This is a genomic window from Shewanella halotolerans (genome assembly GCF_019457535.1).
GTDB lineage: Bacteria > Pseudomonadota > Gammaproteobacteria > Enterobacterales > Shewanellaceae > Shewanella > Shewanella halotolerans.
Genome location: NZ_CP080417.1, coordinates 4,642,196 through 4,661,557 on the forward strand (window position 1 = coordinate 4,642,196; position 19,362 = coordinate 4,661,557).

21 protein-coding genes are annotated in these 19,362 nt (G+C 49.7%); 2 read left to right on the forward strand and 19 right to left on the reverse strand.

Annotated features, from left to right (window positions below; translation table 11 throughout):
• Positions 1-5: 5 nt before the first annotated feature.
• The 13 genes from atpG to ubiG all read right to left on the reverse strand — a co-directional run bounded on the left by atpG (position 6) and on the right by ubiG (position 11,488).
• Entirely contained in the window at positions 6-866 is an 861-nt protein-coding gene (gene atpG / locus K0H81_RS20105; RefSeq protein WP_144202235.1) for a F0F1 ATP synthase subunit gamma, read from the reverse strand.
• A gap of 49 nt (positions 867-915) precedes the next feature.
• Positions 916-2,457: a F0F1 ATP synthase subunit alpha gene (atpA, locus tag K0H81_RS20110; RefSeq protein WP_011867638.1), complete on the reverse strand. Its 1,542-nt coding sequence runs from the start codon at positions 2,455-2,457 to the stop codon at positions 916-918.
• 14 nt (positions 2,458-2,471) lie between these two features.
• Positions 2,472-3,005, reverse strand: coding sequence for a F0F1 ATP synthase subunit delta (gene atpH / locus K0H81_RS20115; protein WP_011867639.1), 534 nt, complete (start codon positions 3,003-3,005; stop codon positions 2,472-2,474).
• A 14-nt stretch (positions 3,006-3,019) separates the two neighbouring features.
• Positions 3,020-3,490, reverse strand: a complete 471-nt coding sequence (gene atpF / locus K0H81_RS20120; protein WP_041509599.1) for a F0F1 ATP synthase subunit B — start codon at positions 3,488-3,490, stop codon at positions 3,020-3,022.
• 37 nt (positions 3,491-3,527) lie between these two features.
• Entirely contained in the window at positions 3,528-3,779 is a 252-nt protein-coding gene (gene atpE, locus K0H81_RS20125) for a F0F1 ATP synthase subunit C (RefSeq protein ID WP_011639455.1), read from the reverse strand.
• A 70-nt stretch (positions 3,780-3,849) separates the two neighbouring features.
• On the reverse strand, positions 3,850-4,644 hold the full coding sequence (gene atpB / locus K0H81_RS20130) for a F0F1 ATP synthase subunit A (protein WP_144202236.1): 795 nt from the start codon (positions 4,642-4,644) through the stop codon (positions 3,850-3,852).
• Between the two features lie 12 nt (positions 4,645-4,656).
• A complete protein-coding gene (locus K0H81_RS20135) occupies positions 4,657-5,040 on the reverse strand; it encodes an ATP synthase subunit I (RefSeq protein WP_144202237.1) in 384 nt (127 codons plus the stop codon).
• 225 nt (positions 5,041-5,265) lie between these two features.
• The gene (locus K0H81_RS20140) at positions 5,266-6,144 is read right to left on the reverse strand and encodes a ParB/RepB/Spo0J family partition protein (protein ID WP_220059492.1); all 879 of its coding nucleotides are present in this window, start codon (positions 6,142-6,144) and stop codon (positions 5,266-5,268) included.
• A 10-nt stretch (positions 6,145-6,154) separates the two neighbouring features.
• Positions 6,155-6,943 carry a ParA family protein gene (locus K0H81_RS20145; protein ID WP_011867644.1) on the reverse strand — a complete coding sequence of 263 codons (789 nt, stop codon included), beginning with the start codon at positions 6,941-6,943 and terminating at the stop codon, positions 6,155-6,157.
• 96 nt (positions 6,944-7,039) lie between these two features.
• Positions 7,040-7,663 carry a 16S rRNA (guanine(527)-N(7))-methyltransferase RsmG gene (rsmG, locus tag K0H81_RS20150; protein WP_041406831.1) on the reverse strand — a complete coding sequence of 208 codons (624 nt, stop codon included), beginning with the start codon at positions 7,661-7,663 and terminating at the stop codon, positions 7,040-7,042.
• Positions 7,664-7,765: 102 nt separating this feature from the next.
• Complete coding sequence (mnmG, locus tag K0H81_RS20155) at positions 7,766-9,655, reverse strand: tRNA uridine-5-carboxymethylaminomethyl(34) synthesis enzyme MnmG (RefSeq protein ID WP_220059493.1); 1,890 nt, start codon at positions 9,653-9,655, stop codon at positions 7,766-7,768.
• 479 nt (positions 9,656-10,134) lie between these two features.
• A complete protein-coding gene (gene mioC, locus K0H81_RS20160) occupies positions 10,135-10,575 on the reverse strand; it encodes an FMN-binding protein MioC (protein WP_220059494.1) in 441 nt (146 codons plus the stop codon).
• Between the two features lie 130 nt (positions 10,576-10,705).
• Positions 10,706-11,488 carry a bifunctional 2-polyprenyl-6-hydroxyphenol methylase/3-demethylubiquinol 3-O-methyltransferase UbiG gene (gene ubiG, locus K0H81_RS20165; protein ID WP_220059495.1) on the reverse strand — a complete coding sequence of 261 codons (783 nt, stop codon included), beginning with the start codon at positions 11,486-11,488 and terminating at the stop codon, positions 10,706-10,708.
• Positions 11,489-11,674: 186 nt separating this feature from the next.
• Between ubiG and K0H81_RS20170 the strand changes: the two genes are divergently transcribed.
• Complete coding sequence (locus K0H81_RS20170; RefSeq protein WP_220059496.1) at positions 11,675-12,643, forward strand: nucleoside hydrolase; 969 nt, start codon at positions 11,675-11,677, stop codon at positions 12,641-12,643.
• Between the two features lie 62 nt (positions 12,644-12,705).
• Here the strand turns inward: K0H81_RS20170 and K0H81_RS20175 are convergent, their stop codons facing one another.
• The gene (locus K0H81_RS20175; RefSeq protein WP_220059497.1) at positions 12,706-13,347 is read right to left on the reverse strand and encodes a LysE family translocator; all 642 of its coding nucleotides are present in this window, start codon (positions 13,345-13,347) and stop codon (positions 12,706-12,708) included.
• Positions 13,348-13,557: 210 nt separating this feature from the next.
• On the opposite strand from K0H81_RS20175, the gene K0H81_RS20180 reads away from it, so the two are divergent.
• Positions 13,558-14,256: a sulfotransferase gene (locus K0H81_RS20180; RefSeq protein WP_220059498.1), complete on the forward strand. Its 699-nt coding sequence runs from the start codon at positions 13,558-13,560 to the stop codon at positions 14,254-14,256.
• 846 nt (positions 14,257-15,102) lie between these two features.
• Here K0H81_RS20180 and mnmE read toward each other — a convergent pair.
• The 5 genes from mnmE to rpmH form a co-directional block, all read right to left on the reverse strand.
• Positions 15,103-16,464, reverse strand: a complete 1,362-nt coding sequence (gene mnmE / locus K0H81_RS20185; RefSeq protein WP_220059499.1) for a tRNA uridine-5-carboxymethylaminomethyl(34) synthesis GTPase MnmE — start codon at positions 16,462-16,464, stop codon at positions 15,103-15,105.
• A gap of 94 nt (positions 16,465-16,558) precedes the next feature.
• Positions 16,559-18,187 carry a membrane protein insertase YidC gene (gene yidC, locus K0H81_RS20190; protein WP_220059500.1) on the reverse strand — a complete coding sequence of 543 codons (1,629 nt, stop codon included), beginning with the start codon at positions 18,185-18,187 and terminating at the stop codon, positions 16,559-16,561.
• Positions 18,188-18,190: 3 nt separating this feature from the next.
• On the reverse strand, positions 18,191-18,445 hold the full coding sequence (gene yidD / locus K0H81_RS20195; protein ID WP_011867657.1) for a membrane protein insertion efficiency factor YidD: 255 nt from the start codon (positions 18,443-18,445) through the stop codon (positions 18,191-18,193).
• The gene (gene rnpA, locus K0H81_RS20200; protein ID WP_220045366.1) at positions 18,412-18,768 is read right to left on the reverse strand and encodes a ribonuclease P protein component; all 357 of its coding nucleotides are present in this window, start codon (positions 18,766-18,768) and stop codon (positions 18,412-18,414) included. Before rnpA ends, yidD begins: the two co-directional genes overlap by 34 nt.
• Before the next feature lie 15 nt (positions 18,769-18,783).
• The gene (rpmH, locus tag K0H81_RS20205) at positions 18,784-18,921 is read right to left on the reverse strand and encodes a 50S ribosomal protein L34 (protein WP_011867659.1); all 138 of its coding nucleotides are present in this window, start codon (positions 18,919-18,921) and stop codon (positions 18,784-18,786) included.
• Positions 18,922-19,362 lie beyond the last annotated feature (441 nt).

The following is a 19,362-nucleotide window of genomic DNA, read 5'->3' on the forward strand; positions in this document are numbered from 1 at the left end:
CCAGCCTAAACCGCAGCGGCACCAGAAACAATTTCCGACAGTTCCTGCGTAATCGCAGCCTGACGGGCCTTGTTGTAGACCAACTGCAAGTCATCGATAAGTTCACCAGCGTTGTCTGTCGCAGCCTTCATAGCAACCATACGGGCTGCCTGCTCTGATGCGATGTTTTCAACAACACCTTGATACACTTGAGACTCCACATAACGAACCAATAAGGTGTCCAAAAGTTCTTTTGGATCTGGCTCGTATAGGTAATCCCAGTGATGAGCAATCTCATCATCTTCTGACTTAGGCAAAGGTAGCAGCTGTTCGATCACAGGCGTCTGGCTCATGGTATTCACAAACTTGTTGAATACTACGTACAGACGGTCTAGCGTGCCTTCGTTGTATGCTTTTAGCATTACGCGTACTGTTCCGATCAGGTCAGCGAGCTTAGGAGCATCGCCTAATCCTGACGCGTGAGCAGACACTTTTCCGCCAAAGCTGTTGAAGAATTGTACGCTGCGTGCACCGATTGGGCAGAATTCAACTTCCACTCCGGCTTCACGCTGCTTCTTCACGTCCGCGACAACCTTCTTAAATAGGTTGACGTTAAGACCACCACAAAGACCACGGTCGGTTGACACAACAATGTAACCAACTCGCTTAGCTTCTCTCACTTCCAAATATGGATGCTTATATTCGAGAGAACCCTGCGCCACGTGACCGATCACCTTACGCATATTTTCCGCGTATGGACGGCTCGCTGCCATGCGATCCTGCGCCTTGCGCATTTTGCTGGCTGCAACCATCTCCATTGCGGATGTGATCTTCTGAGTGTTCTGAACACTCGCGATCTTGGTTTTAATCTCTTTAGCGCCGGCCATCTTTACTCTCCAATCTGGACCTGAGGTGCCTTAAGACACCTCCGTGTCTTTACCAGGTTTGGGTTTCTACGAACTTGTCGAGGCCAGCCTTCAAACCACCTTCGATGTCGGCATTGTAGTCGCCAGTCTCGTTGATAGTCTTCATTAGGTCAGCATGCTCGCTGTTCATGTAAGAGAGCAAAGAAGCTTCGAAATCACCGATCTTGTTCAGCTCAACACCTTTTAGGTAACCTTTTTCAGCTGCGAAAATAGACACAGACTGGTCGGCTACGCTCATTGGCGCGTATTGCTTCTGCTTCATGAGTTCGGTAACACGCTCACCATGCTCAAGCTGAGCACGAGTTGCATCGTCAAGGTCAGATGCAAACTGAGAGAACGCTGCAAGCTCTCGATACTGTGCAAGTGCAGTACGGATACCGCCAGACAGTTTCTTGATGATCTTAGTCTGAGCCGCACCACCAACACGAGAAACCGAAATACCTGGGTTAACCGCAGGACGTAGGCCTGAGTTAAATAGGTCAGTTTCAAGGAAGATCTGACCATCGGTAATCGAAATTACGTTGGTCGGTACGAATGCAGATACGTCACCCGCTTGAGTTTCAATAATAGGCAGTGCAGTCAAAGAACCGGTTTGGCCCTTAACTTCGCCATTAGTGAACTTCTCAACGTACTCAGCGTTAACGCGTGAAGCACGTTCTAGTAGACGAGAGTGAAGATAGAAAACATCACCTGGGTATGCTTCACGTCCTGGTGGACGCTTCAGTAGCAATGAGATCTGACGGTAAGCAACAGCTTGCTTAGAAAGATCATCATATACGATCAGTGCATCTTCACCACGGTCACGGAAGTATTCACCCATTGAACAACCTGAGTACGGAGCCAGGTATTGCAGCGCCGCAGCTTCAGAAGCTGTAGCCACAACAACCACTGTATTAGCCAGTGCGCCGTGTTCTTCAAGTTTGCGTACCACGTTAGCAATGGTAGAAGCCTTTTGGCCTACTGCTACGTATACACACTTAATGCCTGAATCTTTTTGGTTGATGATGGCATCGATCGCCAGTGCTGTCTTACCAGTCTGACGGTCACCGATGACCAGCTCACGCTGACCACGACCGATTGGGATCATAGAGTCAACGGCTTTATAACCAGTCTGTACTGGCTGATCAACCGACTTACGTTCAATAACGCCTGGTGCGATCACTTCAACAGGAGAGAAACCATCGTTGTCGATAGGTCCTTTACCGTCGATTGGTTGGCCCAGAGTGTTAACTACGCGGCCAAGTAGACCACGGCCAACAGGCACTTCCAAGATACGACCAGTTGTCTTAACTTTTTGGCCTTCTGCCAGATCGGCATAAGGACCCATAACTACGGCACCGACAGAATCACGTTCTAAGTTCAACGCGATCGCATAACGGTTACCAGGCAGTTCGATCATCTCACCTTGCATTACATCGGCAAGGCCGTGAACGCGAATAATGCCGTCGCTCACTGCAACGATAGTACCTTCGTTGCGAGCTTCACTAACGACTTCGAACTGCTCGATCCGCTGTTTAATCAGATCGCTGATTTCAGTGGAATTCAGTTGCATGCTCAAACTCCCAATTACGACTGCAGCTTTTCAGACAGGCGGTTTAGTTTACCGCTGACCGAGCCATCTATGACCAAGTCACCTGCCGTGATGATTACACCAGCCACCAGGCTGGCATCTACGCTGCAATTCAGCTTAACTTTGCGTGTGAGACGTTTTTCTAGAGAAGCACTAATTTGTTGCTGTTGCTCTGCGCTAAGCTCAGTGGCAGAAACAACAGATGCTTCAACCTCTTTCGCCCACTCGTTGCTGAACTCATGAAAGAGTTCATATACAGCAGGAAGTACTTCTAAACGACCGTTTTCAGCCATTACCTTTATCAGATTTTGACCTTGCTCATTGATCTGCTCACCACACACCTTAATAAAAAGGTCGGCAAGCTGGCTGCTCGAAAGCGCACCAGACAGCAGCGGCTTCATCGTCTCGTTTTCACTGACTTGAGCGGCAAAGCTAAGCATTTCAGCCCAGCTTTCTACTGCATTTTTCTCAATAGCAAAGTCAAATGCTGCCTTTGCGTAAGGACGAGCGATGGTGCTTAATTCAGCCATAACTCACTCCCTAATCAAATTTCAGCAACAAGTTTGTTAACTATGTCACTGTGGGCGGCTTCATCAATCGAACGCTCAAGGATCTTCTCTGCACCGGCGATAGCCAGAGCAGCGACTTGCTTACGCAGGTCTTCTTTCACGCGATTACGTTCAGCTTCAATTTCTGCTTTACCCTGAGCGATAATTTTCGCACGCTCAGCGTCTGCTTCGGCTTTGGCCTCATCGACAATCTGAGCTTTACGCTTGTTAGCTTGCTCAATGATTTCGTTAGCAGTTGCCTTAGCTTCTTTTAGTTGGTCGGTGGCTTTCGCCTGTGCCAACTCTAGGTCTTTTACAGCACGATCAGCATCAGCTAGACCGTCGGCGATCCTTTTTTGGCGCTCTTCGATGGCATTCATCAAAGGAGGCCAAACAAACTTCATGCAGAACCACACGAAGATAATAAAGGCAACCGTCTGACCGATTAGGGTAGCGTTGATATTCACAACAGCCTCCTATTTAGATTAAAGACAGAAGCGTTGATTACAGCATTGCACCCAGTGGGTTAGTAAACAGCATAAATAGTGCAATACCTACACCGATCATGGTTACCGCATCCAATAGACCAGCAACAATGAACATCTTAACTTGTAGCATAGGAGCCATTTCTGGTTGACGCGCAGCGCCTTCCAAGAACTTGCCACCTAGTAGGCCGAAACCGATAGCGGTACCTAGAGCACCCATACCAATCAGTAGAGCAACAGCGATAGCTGTCATGCCTAATACAGTTTCCATCTCTATCTCCAATATTCTAAATCTTTAGTTAGTTTGTGATTTAGCTTAAAAAAAATTTCTTCAGCAACCCTTAATGATCTTCATGTGCCATGCTGAGATACACGATCGTCAACATCATGAAGATAAACGCCTGCAGAGTGATAACCAAAATATGGAAGATTAACCAACCTAGTTGTAGAGTCACACCTAGGGCAGATAACGCCAAGTTAGCACCATACATCAACGCAATAAGGATGAAGATCAACTCACCTGCGTACAAGTTACCGAACAGACGCAATGCCAATGAAATAGGCTTAGCGATCAGGGTAACCGACTCTAATAGGAGGTTGACGGGTATCATTGCCTTATGGTTAAAAGGCTGTAATGTCAGTTCTTTAACAAAGCCTGAAACGCCCTTGACCTTGATGCTGTAGTAGATAATCAGCACAAACACACCGATAGCTAAGCTGAAGGTGATGTTTAGGTCGGTCGTTGGTACCACTTTCATGTATGGGATACCGGCAGCAGCTGCCAGCTCAGGAATCCAGTCAACTGGAATCATATCCATGAAGTTCATCATGAATACCCACACAAAAATAGTTAGTGCCAACGGAGCAATAACAGGATTGCGGCCATGGAAGGTTTCCTTCACGCTGCCATCGACGAACTCAACGATCATCTCGATAAAGCATTGAAGCTTACCGGGAACACCTGTCGTTGCCTTCTTGCCAACGCTGCGGAATAGCCACAAGAATAGAACACCAAGCCCAACCGAAAAGAACAACGAATCAATGTGCCATGTCCAGAAGCCTTCACCAACGTGTAAGTTGGTAAGGTGGTGCTGGATATAGCCCTGCGGTGTTAACGCTTCACCAGTTGCAGCCATGATTCATCCCACTTAACTTTGCTTGAAGTATAAAGGAGCTGTCCAATGCACTATTAACGCCGAGATATAACAAACAAAAAGCGGCATAAAGACCACTTGAAGATTGATAAATACCAGCGAGAACATTGCTATGGTTAACAGCAACTTTACCGCTTCCCCCCAGTAAAAAGTTTTCATTACTTTTCCTGCTGAACTTGCTCCCGTATGGGAAAAAGCGAGGGTCGCGAATACAAAATTAGGGAGTACAGCAATGGCACCACCTGCTAACGCAGACAGTCCGTACTGTGCTCCCCACACGGCGAAAAAGACAATCGAAACACCCCCAGCCACCGCCGCCTGCATCAACACCAATTTATAGGCAGACCACCGGCCACGACGTGCTAAAACCTTGCTCAATTCATCTTCTCCGCATTCTTACTTTTTGTTCCTATGACCGGACGACAAATTATCAGGCCATCTTAGAGGTACAAAAAGCTTGCGAAAGTATACCTTTTCGCACATTCAAAGCAAGTTTAAGGTAAGTAAAAATGGGGACTTTTAACGTGATCTACGCCAAAAGTCTAAAAGTGAAAGATTAACAGATGTCACAAAGTTACATAATATTACGTTAACTTGGGCTAATTAACGAATTTTCTCAATAATACCATCCAATTCAGCCAAATTTTGATAGTTAATTACCATTTTGCCCTTGCCTTTTTTGTTATGGCTAATGGAAACTTTTGCCCCTAATTTTTCAATTAATTGGCTCTCTAGACGGGCGACATCCTGATCTTTTGCGGGTTTATCGACAATTTCAGGTGGATTTAAGGTTTTATTCACTAATCGTTCAGTTTCACGAACAGTTAGTTCTTTGGCAATCACGGTTCTGGCGAGGTTAGTTTGCTCATCACCAGGCAGCGCGAGCAGGGCACGGGCATGGCCCATATCGATATCGCCATATTCCAGCATACGCTTTACAGGCTCTTCTAAACCATTCAAACGTAGAAGGTTTGATACAGTCGTGCGCGACTTACCCACGGCATCGGCCGTCTGTTGATGGGTTAGATCGAACTCCTTGATCAGGCGCTCCAGCGCGATAGCCTCTTCCATAGCGTTGAGATCTTCACGTTGAATATTCTCGATTAAGGCTATAACACCGGCCGCCTCATCCGGTACCTGCTTGACGATACAGGGCACCTTGTCGAGTTTAGCCAGTTGCGATGCGCGCCAGCGGCGTTCACCGGCGATGATCTCGTATCCTTTGTCCAACACCTTACGCACCACGATAGGCTGAATGATCCCCTGGGTCTTGATCGACTCAGCGAGCTCCTCCAGCGCCTCGGGCGACATATCCTTGCGGGGCTGATACTTGCCTGGCTGCAGCAGATCCAGGGCTATCATCTTGAGCTCTTCGTTGTTATTCGGCTCGGCCTCTTGAGTCGGGGCCTGTCTTGCCGCCGCATGGCTAGTGCTTAACAGTGCGTCTAATCCTTTGCCTAGACCACGTTTTTTGGGTGTCATCTGTTTTTCCTTAAGCTTGCTCTAACTGAGAATGCTGCTCAGCTCGTCGAATGATCTCGCCAGCTAACGCCAGGTAAGCCTTGGCGCCAGCACTGGACTTATCGTAATACATGGCGGGGGCACCAAAACTTGGCGCCTCGGCGAGTCTCACGTTACGCGGGATCACTGTGCGATAAACCTTATCGCCAAAATGCTGCTTTAATTGATCCGACACGTCGTTAGCGAGTCGGTTGCGGGGATCGTACATGGTGCGCAGGATCCCTTCGATGGAAAGCCCAGGGTTCACCATGGCCGCAAGCTTACTGATGGTGTCCATCAGGGCGGTCAAACCTTCCAAGGCATAATATTCACACTGCATCGGCACCAAGACCGAATCGGCGGCCGACATGGCGTTAACCGTCAGCATGTTCAGCGAAGGCGGGCAATCGATGAAGATAAAATCATAGTAATCTTTGACAGGTGCCAGGGCGTTACGCAGGCGGATCTCCCGGGCGAAGAACTCCATCAGCTTGATCTCCGCCGCCGTCACGTCACCATTGCCGGCGATCAGATCGTATTTTCCGGCGGTGTCGCGATAAACCACCTCTTCGACCGACTTTTCTTCGACCAAGAGTTCATAGGCGGTATTTTCGACGCTGTACTTGTCGACACCGCTCCCCATAGTCGCATTACCTTGAGGATCGAGATCGATAAGCAACACTTTTCGCTTGGTGGCCGCCAGAGAAGCCGCTAAGTTCACACAAGTCGTTGTTTTTCCGACGCCACCTTTCTGGTTAGCCACGGCTATCACTTTACCCACAATATCATCCTGTCTATCACGTTGGTCGATTCGATAGTAAAACGCCCTATCAAATTGCTTGAACTGGTTAAATAATGCAACTCTTAACCCAGGGGACTAAGCCGCTTTGACCACCCGTAGCAGGTGGCGCTGTTCGTCGAGACGAGGCACCTTAAGCTCGAAGACGTCGGTCAGGGTAAATCCTTCGGGCATGTTCGCCATCTCTTCATCGCTCAACTGTCCCTTCAAGGCATAAAAACAGCCTGTGGGCTTTGGCAGATGGTGGCACCATTGCAACATGTCCTGAATCGACGCGAAGGCGCGGCTGAGCACACCATCAAACTTCTCTTCGGGTTGATAGGCTTCGACCCGGCTCTCGACCGAACTAATATTACCTATCGCCAGCTCAAATTGAACCTGTTTTTGAAAACGAATCCGCTTGCCCAAACTATCAAGCAGCACAAACTCTTTGTCTGGATTCATGATCGCCAGGGGGATCCCCGGAAGACCAGGCCCCGTACCCACATCAATGAAACGTTCACCCACCAAGTGAGGGCTGGCTGCCAGGCTGTCCATGATATGACGGATCAACATCTGCTCGGGATCCCGTACGGATGTTAGGTTATAGGCCTTGTTCCACTTGGCAAGCATGGCAACAAAATCAAGCAGTTGCTGCTTCTGCTTCGGAGTAGCCGTCATCTGCATGTCGGCAAGGTAGCTGTCTAATTGGGCTGCTAACACAGGAGTATCCTCGATAAACAATGGGATATTATGAAGCCGAGTCGCAGGGATGGGAAGTGTTTGACCTCCCATCCCGGTCATCAAAATAGATTTTTTGCTGGTTTAGGCGCTCTTTCTGAGCAAGCCACGCTTCTTCAGATGAACGAGTAGAATAGAGATTGCCGCCGGGGTGATCCCCGAGATACGCGAAGCCTGACCAACGGTATCCGGCTTGTGATCGTTAAGCTTGGCGATCACCTCGTTAGAGAGACCTGGTACCTCTTGATAGTCAAGATCCTGTGGCAGACCAGTCTTTTCATGGCGAATCGCCTTGTCGATCTCATCTTGCTGACGCTGGATATAACCCGAGTATTTCACCTGGATCTGCACCTGCTCGGCGGCGCGTTGATCTTCGATAGCAGGACCAAATCCCTCAACGCTCATCAGCTTAGGGTAATCCAACTCGGGTCTGCGCAGCAGCTCCTCGAAGGTGGCTTCACGGGTGATAGGCGTCTTGAGATGCGGATTAAGGGCATCGACCAGCGGCGAGTTAGGGTGGATCCATTGACTACGTAGACGCTGTAATTCGAGCTCGATCGCCTCGCGCTTGGCATTGAACTTAGCCCAGCGATCATCATCCACCAGACCCAATTCGCGGCCTTTTTCGGTGAGACGCAGATCGGCATTGTCTTCACGCAGCAACAGACGGTATTCGGCGCGACTGGTGAACATGCGGTAGGGTTCTTTGGTGCCCAGGGTCGACAGATCGTCAACCAAGACGCCGAGATAAGCCTCGTCACGACGCGGACACCAGGCTTCTTTGCCCTGTACCTGCAATGAGGCGTTCATGCCAGCCAACAGGCCTTGGGCGCCGGCCTCTTCGTAACCTGTGGTACCGTTGATTTGCCCCGCGAAGAACAAACCGGAAATCGCTTTGGTTTCTAGAGAGTTTTTCAGATCTCTCGGATCGAAATAATCATATTCGATGGCATAACCCGGACGGATGATCTCGGCGTTTTCCATCCCTTGAATCGAACGCACCAGGTTCAGCTGCACATCGAAAGGCAGGCTGGTGGAGATCCCGTTAGGGTAGATCTCGTTGGTGTTCAAGCCTTCAGGCTCGATAAAGATCTGATGCGAACTCTTATCGGCGAAACGATTAATCTTATCTTCGATTGAAGGACAGTAACGCGGACCTATACCTTCGATAACCCCTGAATACATGGGGCTTCTGTCCAACCCGCCACGAATGATGTCGTGGGTACGCTCATTGGTGTGGGTAATAAAACAGGAGATCTGCTTAGGATGATCTTTGACGTCACCGATAAAAGACATCACAGGTAAAGGATCGTCACCTTTCTGCTCAGTCATGAGATCGAAGTTAATGGTGTTGGCATCGATACGCGGTGGCGTACCGGTCTTCAGGCGACCAACACGAATCGGTAATTCACGTAAGCGATCGGCAAGGGAGATCGATGGCGGATCGCCGGCACGACCACCGCTGTAATTTTCCAGACCTATATGGATCTTACCGCTTAAGAAGGTTCCCGCCGTCAGCACGATTGCAGGCGCCTCGAAGGCCAATCCCATTTGGGTTACAACCCCGATAACACGATCATTCTCGACGATGAGATCGTCTACCGCTTGTTGGAACAGGCGTAAATTAGGTTGGTTTTGCAGGATCTGTTGGATTTTGGCGCGATAGAGGGCGCGATCCGCCTGTGCACGAGTTGCACGTACTGCTGGGCCTTTACTGGAATTTAAGGTACGAAACTGAATACCGGCGTGATCGGTTGCAACAGCCATGGCGCCACCCAGGGAATCGATCTCCTTAACAAGGTGACCCTTACCAATACCACCAATTGCCGGGTTACAGGACATCTGGCCTAAGGTATCGATATTATGGGTTAACAATAATGTCTTGGATCCCATCCTAGCAGATGCTAAAGCTGCTTCGGTTCCTGCATGACCACCGCCAACAACAATTACATCAAACCGCTCATGAAAATGCATCAGATTACCTTAAAACCTATATCGAAAATAAAAATGATATTGCCCACAGATCGGACAGAGTTACTCGATGAGTAGCCGAGTATTTTAGCATCTGGAAAGCCATAGGTGAAAGATCAATTTAGGCCTTTCGATCGCCAAAGGATCTCGCTTATAGATCTTAAGATCTTTATATAGATCCTTTATTATGTTTACTATTAGGATCGCGATCTTCTGTGGGTAAGTCTATTTACCATTCCAAATCAATAAGTAACGACACTTTGATCCTGTGATCTGATCGCGATCTAAATGAATTAAGCTTGTGGGTAGATCCCTTACTTATCCACAGTGCGGATCTTAGCTGCTGAGATGGGTTGAATAATGCAGAGTTAGATCAGATCAAAATAATACCTTATCCACATATTTATCATTTTGGATCGTAAATTGTGGATAAGGTAGATCTAATCTGTGGGTGAGATCAGTGCTGTGATGGAGGAGGGGATCTAAAGCTTATCTTGCCAGCCGTTCAACCAAGCCTGCGCGGGCTCTTCGGGGATAGGATCGTATTGAACATCGATCTGGATCTTATCCACATAGACTTGTGCACCGCAATTTTCCATCGCCTCGATCAGTTTTTCTGGCCCCTGACAAAAGGTGTCGTAACTCGAGTCGCCTATGGCGCATAAGGCGTATTTAGTCCGGCTCAGATCGGGTTTTTTACTGTCGATCTCATCGAAAAATGGCTGCAAATTATCGGGTAGATCGCCAGCACCATGTGTCGATGAGACGATCAACCACAGGCTCTTGGGATCCAGATCGCTCAGTTCGGCCTTTAGATGTACCTGGGTTTCGTGTCCCTGATCCTCTAGTTGGGCGGCTAACTCGTCGGCGACATACTCGGCGCTTCCCAAGGTGGTGCCGACAATCAGTTCAATTTTTGCCATTATATTTCCTAAATTCAAATAGTTAATCTAGCTAGACAAGCAATGCTGTCAGCAGGCTGATGGCTGCCATCATAAGCCAATTCTTGGCGTTGGTCTTCTCTGCTTGCCGCATTTCGCGAGCAGAAGGGGATTAGGCTTCTAAAAGCCCGGGTGCAGGCTTACTGGCGTAGAGCAGATAGTTGACCGCCGAATTGCTGGTGATCTTCCAGCGGCGGGTGAAGGGATTAAAGGCCATACCCTCGACCGCTTTGGTCGATAAACCATGGGGAGTGAGCATATCGTCCAGCTCCTGGGGCGTAACGAAGTGGTGCCAGTCGTGGGTGCCTATAGGGAGGTAGCGCATGATGTACTCTGCGCCGACTATGCCGATGAGATAGGACCTCAGGGTGCGATTTAGGGTCGCCATCACCAAGAGACCACCTGGCTTTAACAGGTCACAACAGGTGGCCACCAGCGCCGCCTGATCCTCGACATGTTCGATCACCTCGGTATTTAAGATCACATCATATTGAGGCTGATCCCTTGGAAGATCGCCTGCCAAGCAATGGTGATACTCTATGGGGATCGACCAGCTGTTGGCGTGGCGGCGTGCCAGGGTGATGTTATGCTCGCTGGCGTCTATGCCTGTTACCTGGGCGCCCTGGCTGGCTAAGGGTTCGCACAGCAGGCCGACGCCGCAGCCTATGTCCAATAACGACAGCCCATCGAAGGGGATATCCTGGGTGAGATCCCGACCAAAATGGTTGGCGATCTGATCTTCTATGGCCGTAAGCCGGGTCTGATTGAAACCGAGCACATGCTTAAACTTGCCGTGGGGATCGCGCCACTCCTTGGCCAGCGCGTCGAACTTGGCGATCTCTGTTTGGCTGTCTATCTGGGTCTTGAAGCGGCTCAGTCGGCTTTTGTCTAACATGCTTTAGTGTCTTAATTTGTGGCGATACTGGCGGCTATATCCTTAGGGGCTAACCGCGATTTATCTCTGTATTATAGATGATGCCCCTGGCGACTTTGGTGAGCTAAAAGCTGGATCACGTTAGTTTGGCCGGGGGCAGGCTAAGCTTGTCTTACTTTATACGTCTGCTTAAGGAAGTGAAGTTCAATGGTGCAGAAAATTATTTTAGATACGGATCCTGGCATAGACGATGCGATGGCGATACTGTTTGCAGAGGCGCATCCTGGTATCTTGCTCGAGGCGATCACCTGTGTTTATGGCAATGCCACGATAGATAATGCCACGGCCAACGCGCTCTTTTTAAAACAGAAATATGGGCTAAAGGCGGATGTGGTTAAGGGGGCCGACAGGCCTCTGGTGAGACCGCCAGTGGGTCCGACAACTATTGTTCATGGCGAGACAGGTTTTGGCGATTTTCATGCGCCCTGCGTCAAAGATCTTCGGGCGGATCCCAGACCCGCCTATCAATATATTATCGATAGCGTGCGGGCTCAGCCCGGCGAGATCACCCTGGTGGCAGTCGGGCCGCTGACCAATTTAGCCCTCGCTTTACAGGCGGCGCCGGATATCGTCGATCTGGTGAAAGAGGTGGTGGTGATGGGCGGTGCCTTCGGCGTCAATGGTCACAGGGGCAATGTAACCCCCTATGCCGAGGCCAATATCCATGACGATCCCCAAGCGGCAGATCTGGTCTTTACCGCGCGTTGGCCTGTGACCATCATAGGTTTGGATGTGACGCAGCAGAGCTTCTTTACCCGTGAGTATCTCGATGAACTGCGCGATGCGGCAGGGGAGCCGGGCCAGTTTATCTGGACCATTAGTCGCTTCTATCTCAAGTTTTATTCCCAGAAGCTGGGGCTGGAAGGCTGCCATGTACACGACCCATCGGCCATTGCCTATGTGATCGATAAGAGCCTGTTTACCCTGCGAGACGGCCCGGTTCGGGTGGTCACCGATGGGCCGGCCGAGGGCCATACCATACAGAAGTTTGATGGTCGTCAGTATCCCCACGACGAGTGGCACGATAAGCCGTCTCAGCGCGTCGGGGTTGCGGTGGAGGACAAGCGTTTGCTGGACCTCTATCGGCAAACCTTAGTGGACTATGGTTTGCGTTGATTATGGTAAGAGTGGGCCAAGGTCAGAGTAGGCTAAGCCAAGCAATGCTGGCATAAAACGCCTTAGCCCACGCTTTGCAGCTGGGAGGCCAGTAGCCAGATGGCCAACACGAAGAAGATCAGGCCCATGAACTTGTTCTGATTGCTCCTGAACTTCTCGTTGTCGAGCAGGTTCTTGCCCAGGCTACCAACCAGAGCCACCAGCAAGAGATTGAAGCTGAGGCCCATGATGTTGAGCAATAGCCCCAGGGCCAGTATCTGCTCGGCAGAGCTGGCTGTCAGTTGGCTGGAGACAAATTGGGGTAAGAAAAGCACGAAGAAGATCAGTGCTTTAGGGTTTAACAGGTTGCTGATCACCGCGCGGCGATAAAGCTGCCTGGCTAATTTTTTCTGACCGGCGATCTCCGGAGCCTGACTCGGCGCCGCGCGCATACAGTCCCAGCCCATCTTCAGCAGATAGAGACCACCGGCGATCCTTAATACTTCAAGTGCAATTGGGTTTAGGGCTATCAGCGCCGATACCCCTAGCGCCGCCAGCAGGGTCAAGATTAACCCTGAGGTGGCATTGCCGAAGCTGGTATAGACGCCAACCTTCTTGCCATAGCTGAGACTCGAACTGGCGATGAGTAACATGTCGGGCCCGGGGATCAGGAGTAGGGCGATTACCGTGGTTAAATAGAGGGGAAGCAGTGCCAGATCTATCATGGTGTATTTACAAAAATGCCGTCTTGGGTCAAACAAGGCGCGGATTGTACAGGGTTGAAACGAATTTAACAGTGATCTCCTAGTGAAAGCCGCCTCTATATTGGCAGCTAGGCTTTACGCTTGTGAATAAACGGCCGTTGGCCGAAAAGTCTGTTTTCCTGCCAAGGTATTTTCACTATACTGCGCCTCCATTTATACCGAGTCATACCTATGCAGCCTCATCAGCCCTCATCGCCTGCTTATCAGGTAAGGCCTAAGAGTAAAATCTTCATCTTAGGGTTGCCTCGCACCGGCACCACAAGTGTCAGTGTGGCCCTGCTGGAGATGGGGCTCAGGGTGGCACACCAAGCCTTTACCAAACAGGCTGTTATTCTCGCCGATGCCATTTCCGATGCGCCGTGTTTTAGTGATTATCGTCAGCTGCATAACCTCTATCCAGAGGCCAAATTTGTCTATCTCGATAGGCCGTTAGATGCCTGGGTGCCTTCGATGCAGATGCTGCTGAGCCGAATGTTGGTGCATCTTGATAAAGAAAGAGGGCGTTTTCATCCTCTGCTTAAGCGCAGTTTCGGTCATACCTTTGGTATCTATCGCGTAGCCGACCCTATGGATGCAGTGCATCTAAAGACTTGTTATCAAGTGCATAAGCGGCAGGTGTTTGATTATTTTTATCAGGATCAGGGGCTCGCGCAGCAGTTTTTGAGTTTGCAACTGGATGACCCCCTGAGTTTGTCGCGCTTAGCCAATTTCATTGGGTTGAATGCTCAAGTCGATAGCTCTCAACTTGCTTTTCCCCATCTCAATCGGGGCCGCAATGTCGCCAGTTGGGATGAATATAATCATGAGCTAAAGATAAGCAGCAACCTGGCCGGGCCTGAAAATCGCAAGTATTTCAATTATAAAATTTAGATCAGCGATTGCTTAACTAATCGTTTTATCGTTTGGCGCTGCCGGCGCTATTGTCGCGGGGGTAAGTCTAGCGACAATCGTTGCTCTGACGATTACATTGCTATCTCTAGCTCTTCTCTATGAGAGGCTAAATCTGCCTAGTTTCACGTGGAACTCAGCTATCTGGTGGGAAATCATCGTCTGCCGCACATAGGTGGTTTGGAACATCTGGTTCAAGTTTGGGGGAGCTAAACTTTGAGAAGCTCTTAGCCTGGCCGAGGAAAGATGAAGAGCAGGCCAACCCAAGGTAATTGGCACTTAAGGAGCTTAAGCTGAGGGTCAGTAAATAGAGTGACAGCAAGTGGAGTGTGAGTGTGATTAGCCAGCGTAAATCTGGCCTAAAACTCTGGGAACGGCTCGCAGGGCGGAATGCGCGTCAGGTATATGAAAGTCAGTCCTGTGGGAGAGGATACGATCCCAAAAGATCTTATCCAAAATTGATGACATGCTTTTGAGTATAACTTTTTGGTTTAGATCCCATCGCGGGATCAAAATTTAGCAGCTCGTAAAACAAGTAAGATTAAAAGATAAATATAATCAATGAATTATATGGTTTATTTAGTTATGCACCACTTTTGATCGCAAAGTGAATTACTTGTTGATATCTCTGTTGATTATTTCGATCGCCATCTTGGATGTTTATGCACCAAAATGAGGAAAGATCCCGCTGGGATCTTTCACTGTTTGTTTAAATAATCTTCGCTGGATACGGCAAAGGCCCTAGCCTTAGGCTATCCGTAGTGGGCACCATAAATGGTTGTTTGAAAAACGCTCATCTATAGTGCAATAAGAGAGCAATAAGTATGCTTATTTACCGATACAGAATGAGCCGAAGATCTTGCCGAGGAGATCGTCTGAGGTGAACTTTCCGGTGATTTCAGACAGTGCCAGTTGACACATACGCAGCTCTTCTGCCAGGAGTTCACCCGCTTGATAGACCTCTAACTGTTCCTGACCCAGTGCCAGATGACTACTGGCGAGCTCTAATGCTTCTAGGTGGCGACGACGAGCCAGGAAGCCCCCCTCTAGATTGCTCTGATAGCCCATTAGGGACTTAAGGTGTGCCTTGAGTTCATCGACGCCCGAACCTGTCTTGGCGGATAGGCGGAATACCTTGTGGCCCTGTTCATCTGTGGCATCTAAGGCTTCACCAGTAAGATCCGCCTTGTTGCGCACCACGGTAACCCCCAGGTTTTTAGGGAGGCGATCGATAAAATCGGGCCAGATATCATGGGGATCGACGGCATCCGTGGTGGTGCCATCCACCATGAAGAGCACCTGATCGGCGGTATCTATCTCGGCCCAGGCGCGCTCTATCCCTATCTGCTCTACCGTGTCTGTGGTGTCGCGCAGGCCGGCCGTGTCTATGATGTGTAGCGGCATGCCGTCGAGATGGATATGTTCTCGTAGCACGTCTCGGGTGGTGCCAGCGATTTCGGTGACGATAGCCGACTCTTTACCCGCGAGAGCGTTGAGCAGGCTGGACTTGCCCGCGTTGGGGCGACCGGCGATCACCACCTTCATCCCTTCGCGTATGATGGCGCCCTGCTTGGCACTGGATTGCACCGAATCGAGCTTGGTGATGATCTTGCTAAGTGAGGCGGCAATCTTACCGTCGGAGAGAAAGTCCACCTCCTCGTCGGGAAAGTCTATTGCGGCTTCCACGTAGAGACGCAGGTTGGTGACCTGATCCACCAGCTGGTGGACCTGAGTGGAGAACTCACCCTGTAGCGAGTTAAGCGCGCTCTTGGCTGCATGTTCGCTGGTGGCATCGATCAGGTCGGCAATCGCCTCGGCCTGGGTCAGATCCAGCTTGTCGTTCATGAAGGCCTGCTCGCTAAATTCACCCGGCTTGGCGATACGCACGCCATCGACATCCATGACACGCTTGATCAGCATATCCAGCACTACCTGGCCGCCGTGGCCCTGTAGCTCGAGCACATCTTCGCCGGTGAAGGAGTTAGGGCCCTTGAAGTAGAGGGCGATGCCTTGGTCGATAACGGCGCCATCGGCGTTCTTGAAATCACAGTAGTCGGCATAACGAACCTTAGGCAGATGCCCGAGTACCGCCATGGCTACGTCGCTGGCCTTGTCGCCAGAGACCCTGATGATACCTACGCCGCCGCGGCCTGGTGCGGTTGCTTGTGCCACGATAGTATCTGTCGTCATTACTGTGTTTCCTGCGCTGATGGAGTGAAAATAAAAAGCAAAAAGCGGTCAATACAAAGTATCCGACCGCTTTTTCATTAGTTGGAGTTAGAGGTTATTTTAACCCTTTTTTCTCCAAACCGGCATAGATGATCTTCTGCTGGGTGATGGCTACTAAGTTACCGACCAACCAGTAAAGCACCAGACCCGCAGGGAACCAGAGGAAGAAGACGGTAAAGATAACCGGCATCCACTGCATCATCTTCTGCTGCATAGGATCCATGGTTGGTGCCATAGGTTGCATCTTCTGCATTGCGAACATAGAGACACCCATCAGCAGCGGCAGTACATAGTATGGATCTTGTACCGATAGGTCGGTGATCCAAAGCATGAATGGCGCGTGACGTAGCTCATAGCTTTCCAGCAGTACCCAGTAGAGGGCGATGAAGATAGGCATCTGTAGCAAGATTGGCAGACAGCCACCCATAGGGTTCACTTTCTCTTTCTTGTACAGTTCCATCATGGCCTGACCCATCTTCTGACGGTCATCGCCGAAGCGCTCTTTCATGTCCTGCAGCTTAGGTTGCAGGTTGCGCATCTTGGCCATCGAGGTGTATTGCGCCTTAGTCAGCGGGTACAACATACCACGTACGGTTAGCGTAATTAGGATAATCGCCACACCCCAGTTACCCACGAATGATTGATAGAACATCAACAACCAGTGAATTGGGATTGCCAGCCACCATAGGAAGCCGTAATCAACAACCAGGTTCAGCGATTCAGAGATGGCCGATAGGGCCTCTTGGTCTTTAGGACCCACGTAGAATTGGGCACTGATAGTTTGCTGTGTACCAGGTGCGACATCATAGATTGCACCGCGGAAACCGATATTGGCCAAGCCGCCGGCGCTTACGCTAGAGAAGATGGTGTTTTGATCGTTGGCTGGTGGTACCCAGGCTGACACGAAGTAGTGTTGCAGCATGGCTGCCCAACCACCCAAGGTCTTCTTGTCCAGGTTCTTGTCGGCCATATCTTCGAAGCTGTACTTCTCGTAGCGGGTATCTGCTGTCGAGAAGGCGGCGCCGCGATAGGTCGGCATCATCATGCTGCTTTCGCTTTTCTTGATGCTGTGCTTGATCTGGCCATACATCTGCACCTGTAGCTGTTCGGCTGAGGTGTTGTTGATGCGATATTCAACGCCGACATCGAACTTGCCTCTGTGCAGGGTGAACACCTTAGTGTAGGTCACACCATTGTCGGCAACATAGGTCAGTGGGATCTCCAGGCTATCCTGGCCATCGGCTAGGGTGTAGGCCTGTGACTGGCTGCTAAAGTGGGCACGGCCCTTAGCGCTGCTGTCGATGCCGTTACGACCAATCAGACCACTCTGAGAGATGTAGTAGATATCTTTGGTTTGCTGTAGCAGGACGAAAGGCTCTTCCTTGTCTTGCTCCAGCTTGTGACCCACCAGCGCAGAGTAGACGATATCGCCACCCACTGGGTTAATTTTCAGGGTCAGTTGGTCTGTCGTGACGCTAATGAGTTCTTTAGAGGCGGCTACTGCTTCTGGAAGAGCAGCGTCGGCATCGGGAACGTCAGCACTGTGCGCATCTGTGACGGTTGAAGCTACAACTGAAGATTCAGTGGCAACCGGTTGCGGATTTTTGTCTGTTTGCCATTGCTGCCACAGCAAAAAGCTGACAAAAAGCAGACCGATGAGCAATATATTGCGTTGAGATTCCATAGCCTATTTATTACACCTGTTATTTTTTGGAGGGACGGGATCTTCACCGCCCGGATGTAAAGGGTGACATTTTAATACGCGTTTCCCTGCAAACCAACTCCCTTTCACAAATCCGTGCAATCGAATCGCTTCGAGCGCGTAATTGGAACATGTGGGGTGAAAACGGCACTTTGGCCCCAGTATAGGGCTGATAAAGATTTGGTAGCCTCGGATCAGCTTGGTGGCTAGCCATTGTAACGGCGACTGAGCTTGCGCCATAACTTCTCTACCAGTTTGTGCAATGCTGCATTATCCATTTCCAATACACCGTTTCTGACGAGCACGACGATATCGAGCGGCGGTAATTCGTGTTGGTGCAAACGAAAACTGTCGCGGATGATACGTTTAACTCGGTTGCGCTGATTGGCTCGCTTAACATAACGCTTTGCAACAGTTAATCCAATACGAGGATGCTGTAGCTCATTAGGGATGGCGAGTAAGGTTATTTCAGCTGAAGAAGCTTTGATGGGATTGGAGAATACAGATTTGAATTGCGCGGGAGTTAACAGACGTAACTCCCGCGTAAAGGTATAGCTGGTCACTTGCATTTCTACTTATTAAGCAGAAAGACGAGCGCGACCTTTTGCACGACGACGTGCGATAACCTTACGGCCACCAACAGTAGCCATACGAGCGCGGAAGCCGTGAGAACGCTTGCGCTTCAGGTTGCTAGGTTGAAAAGTACGTTTACTCATTATGGCAATCCGTCTTTGTTAGGTGAATAAACCTTATCCCTATAAAAGAGGTAAGGGCAAAAAAGAGGCCGAATTGTAATCACTTTAGTTAAGCCCGTCAACAAGCAAAACCTTCAAGTGGGTAAAATCTGCCTCTATATCTTCTTATCAAGTCATCCTTATACACTATCTAGTGTGGATAACTCTGTGAATGGCCACTACATCTTGTGGATCTAGTGATCATTAGCCAGATCGAAGGTCGCCAATTATAGATCGATCCGGATCGCTTAATAAAGCTGAGTTTGCTGCTTTGTCAGATTATTTTGATCGTTAAGGATCGTTTTGGATCGGCGTAAATAAATAAAGATGATCTTACTGGGGATAAATCTATTTAAAGGATAGCGATCCTAGTGATCTCGCTATAGAATACACCTCTTTTGTATGATCTTTTGGGGATAAGTA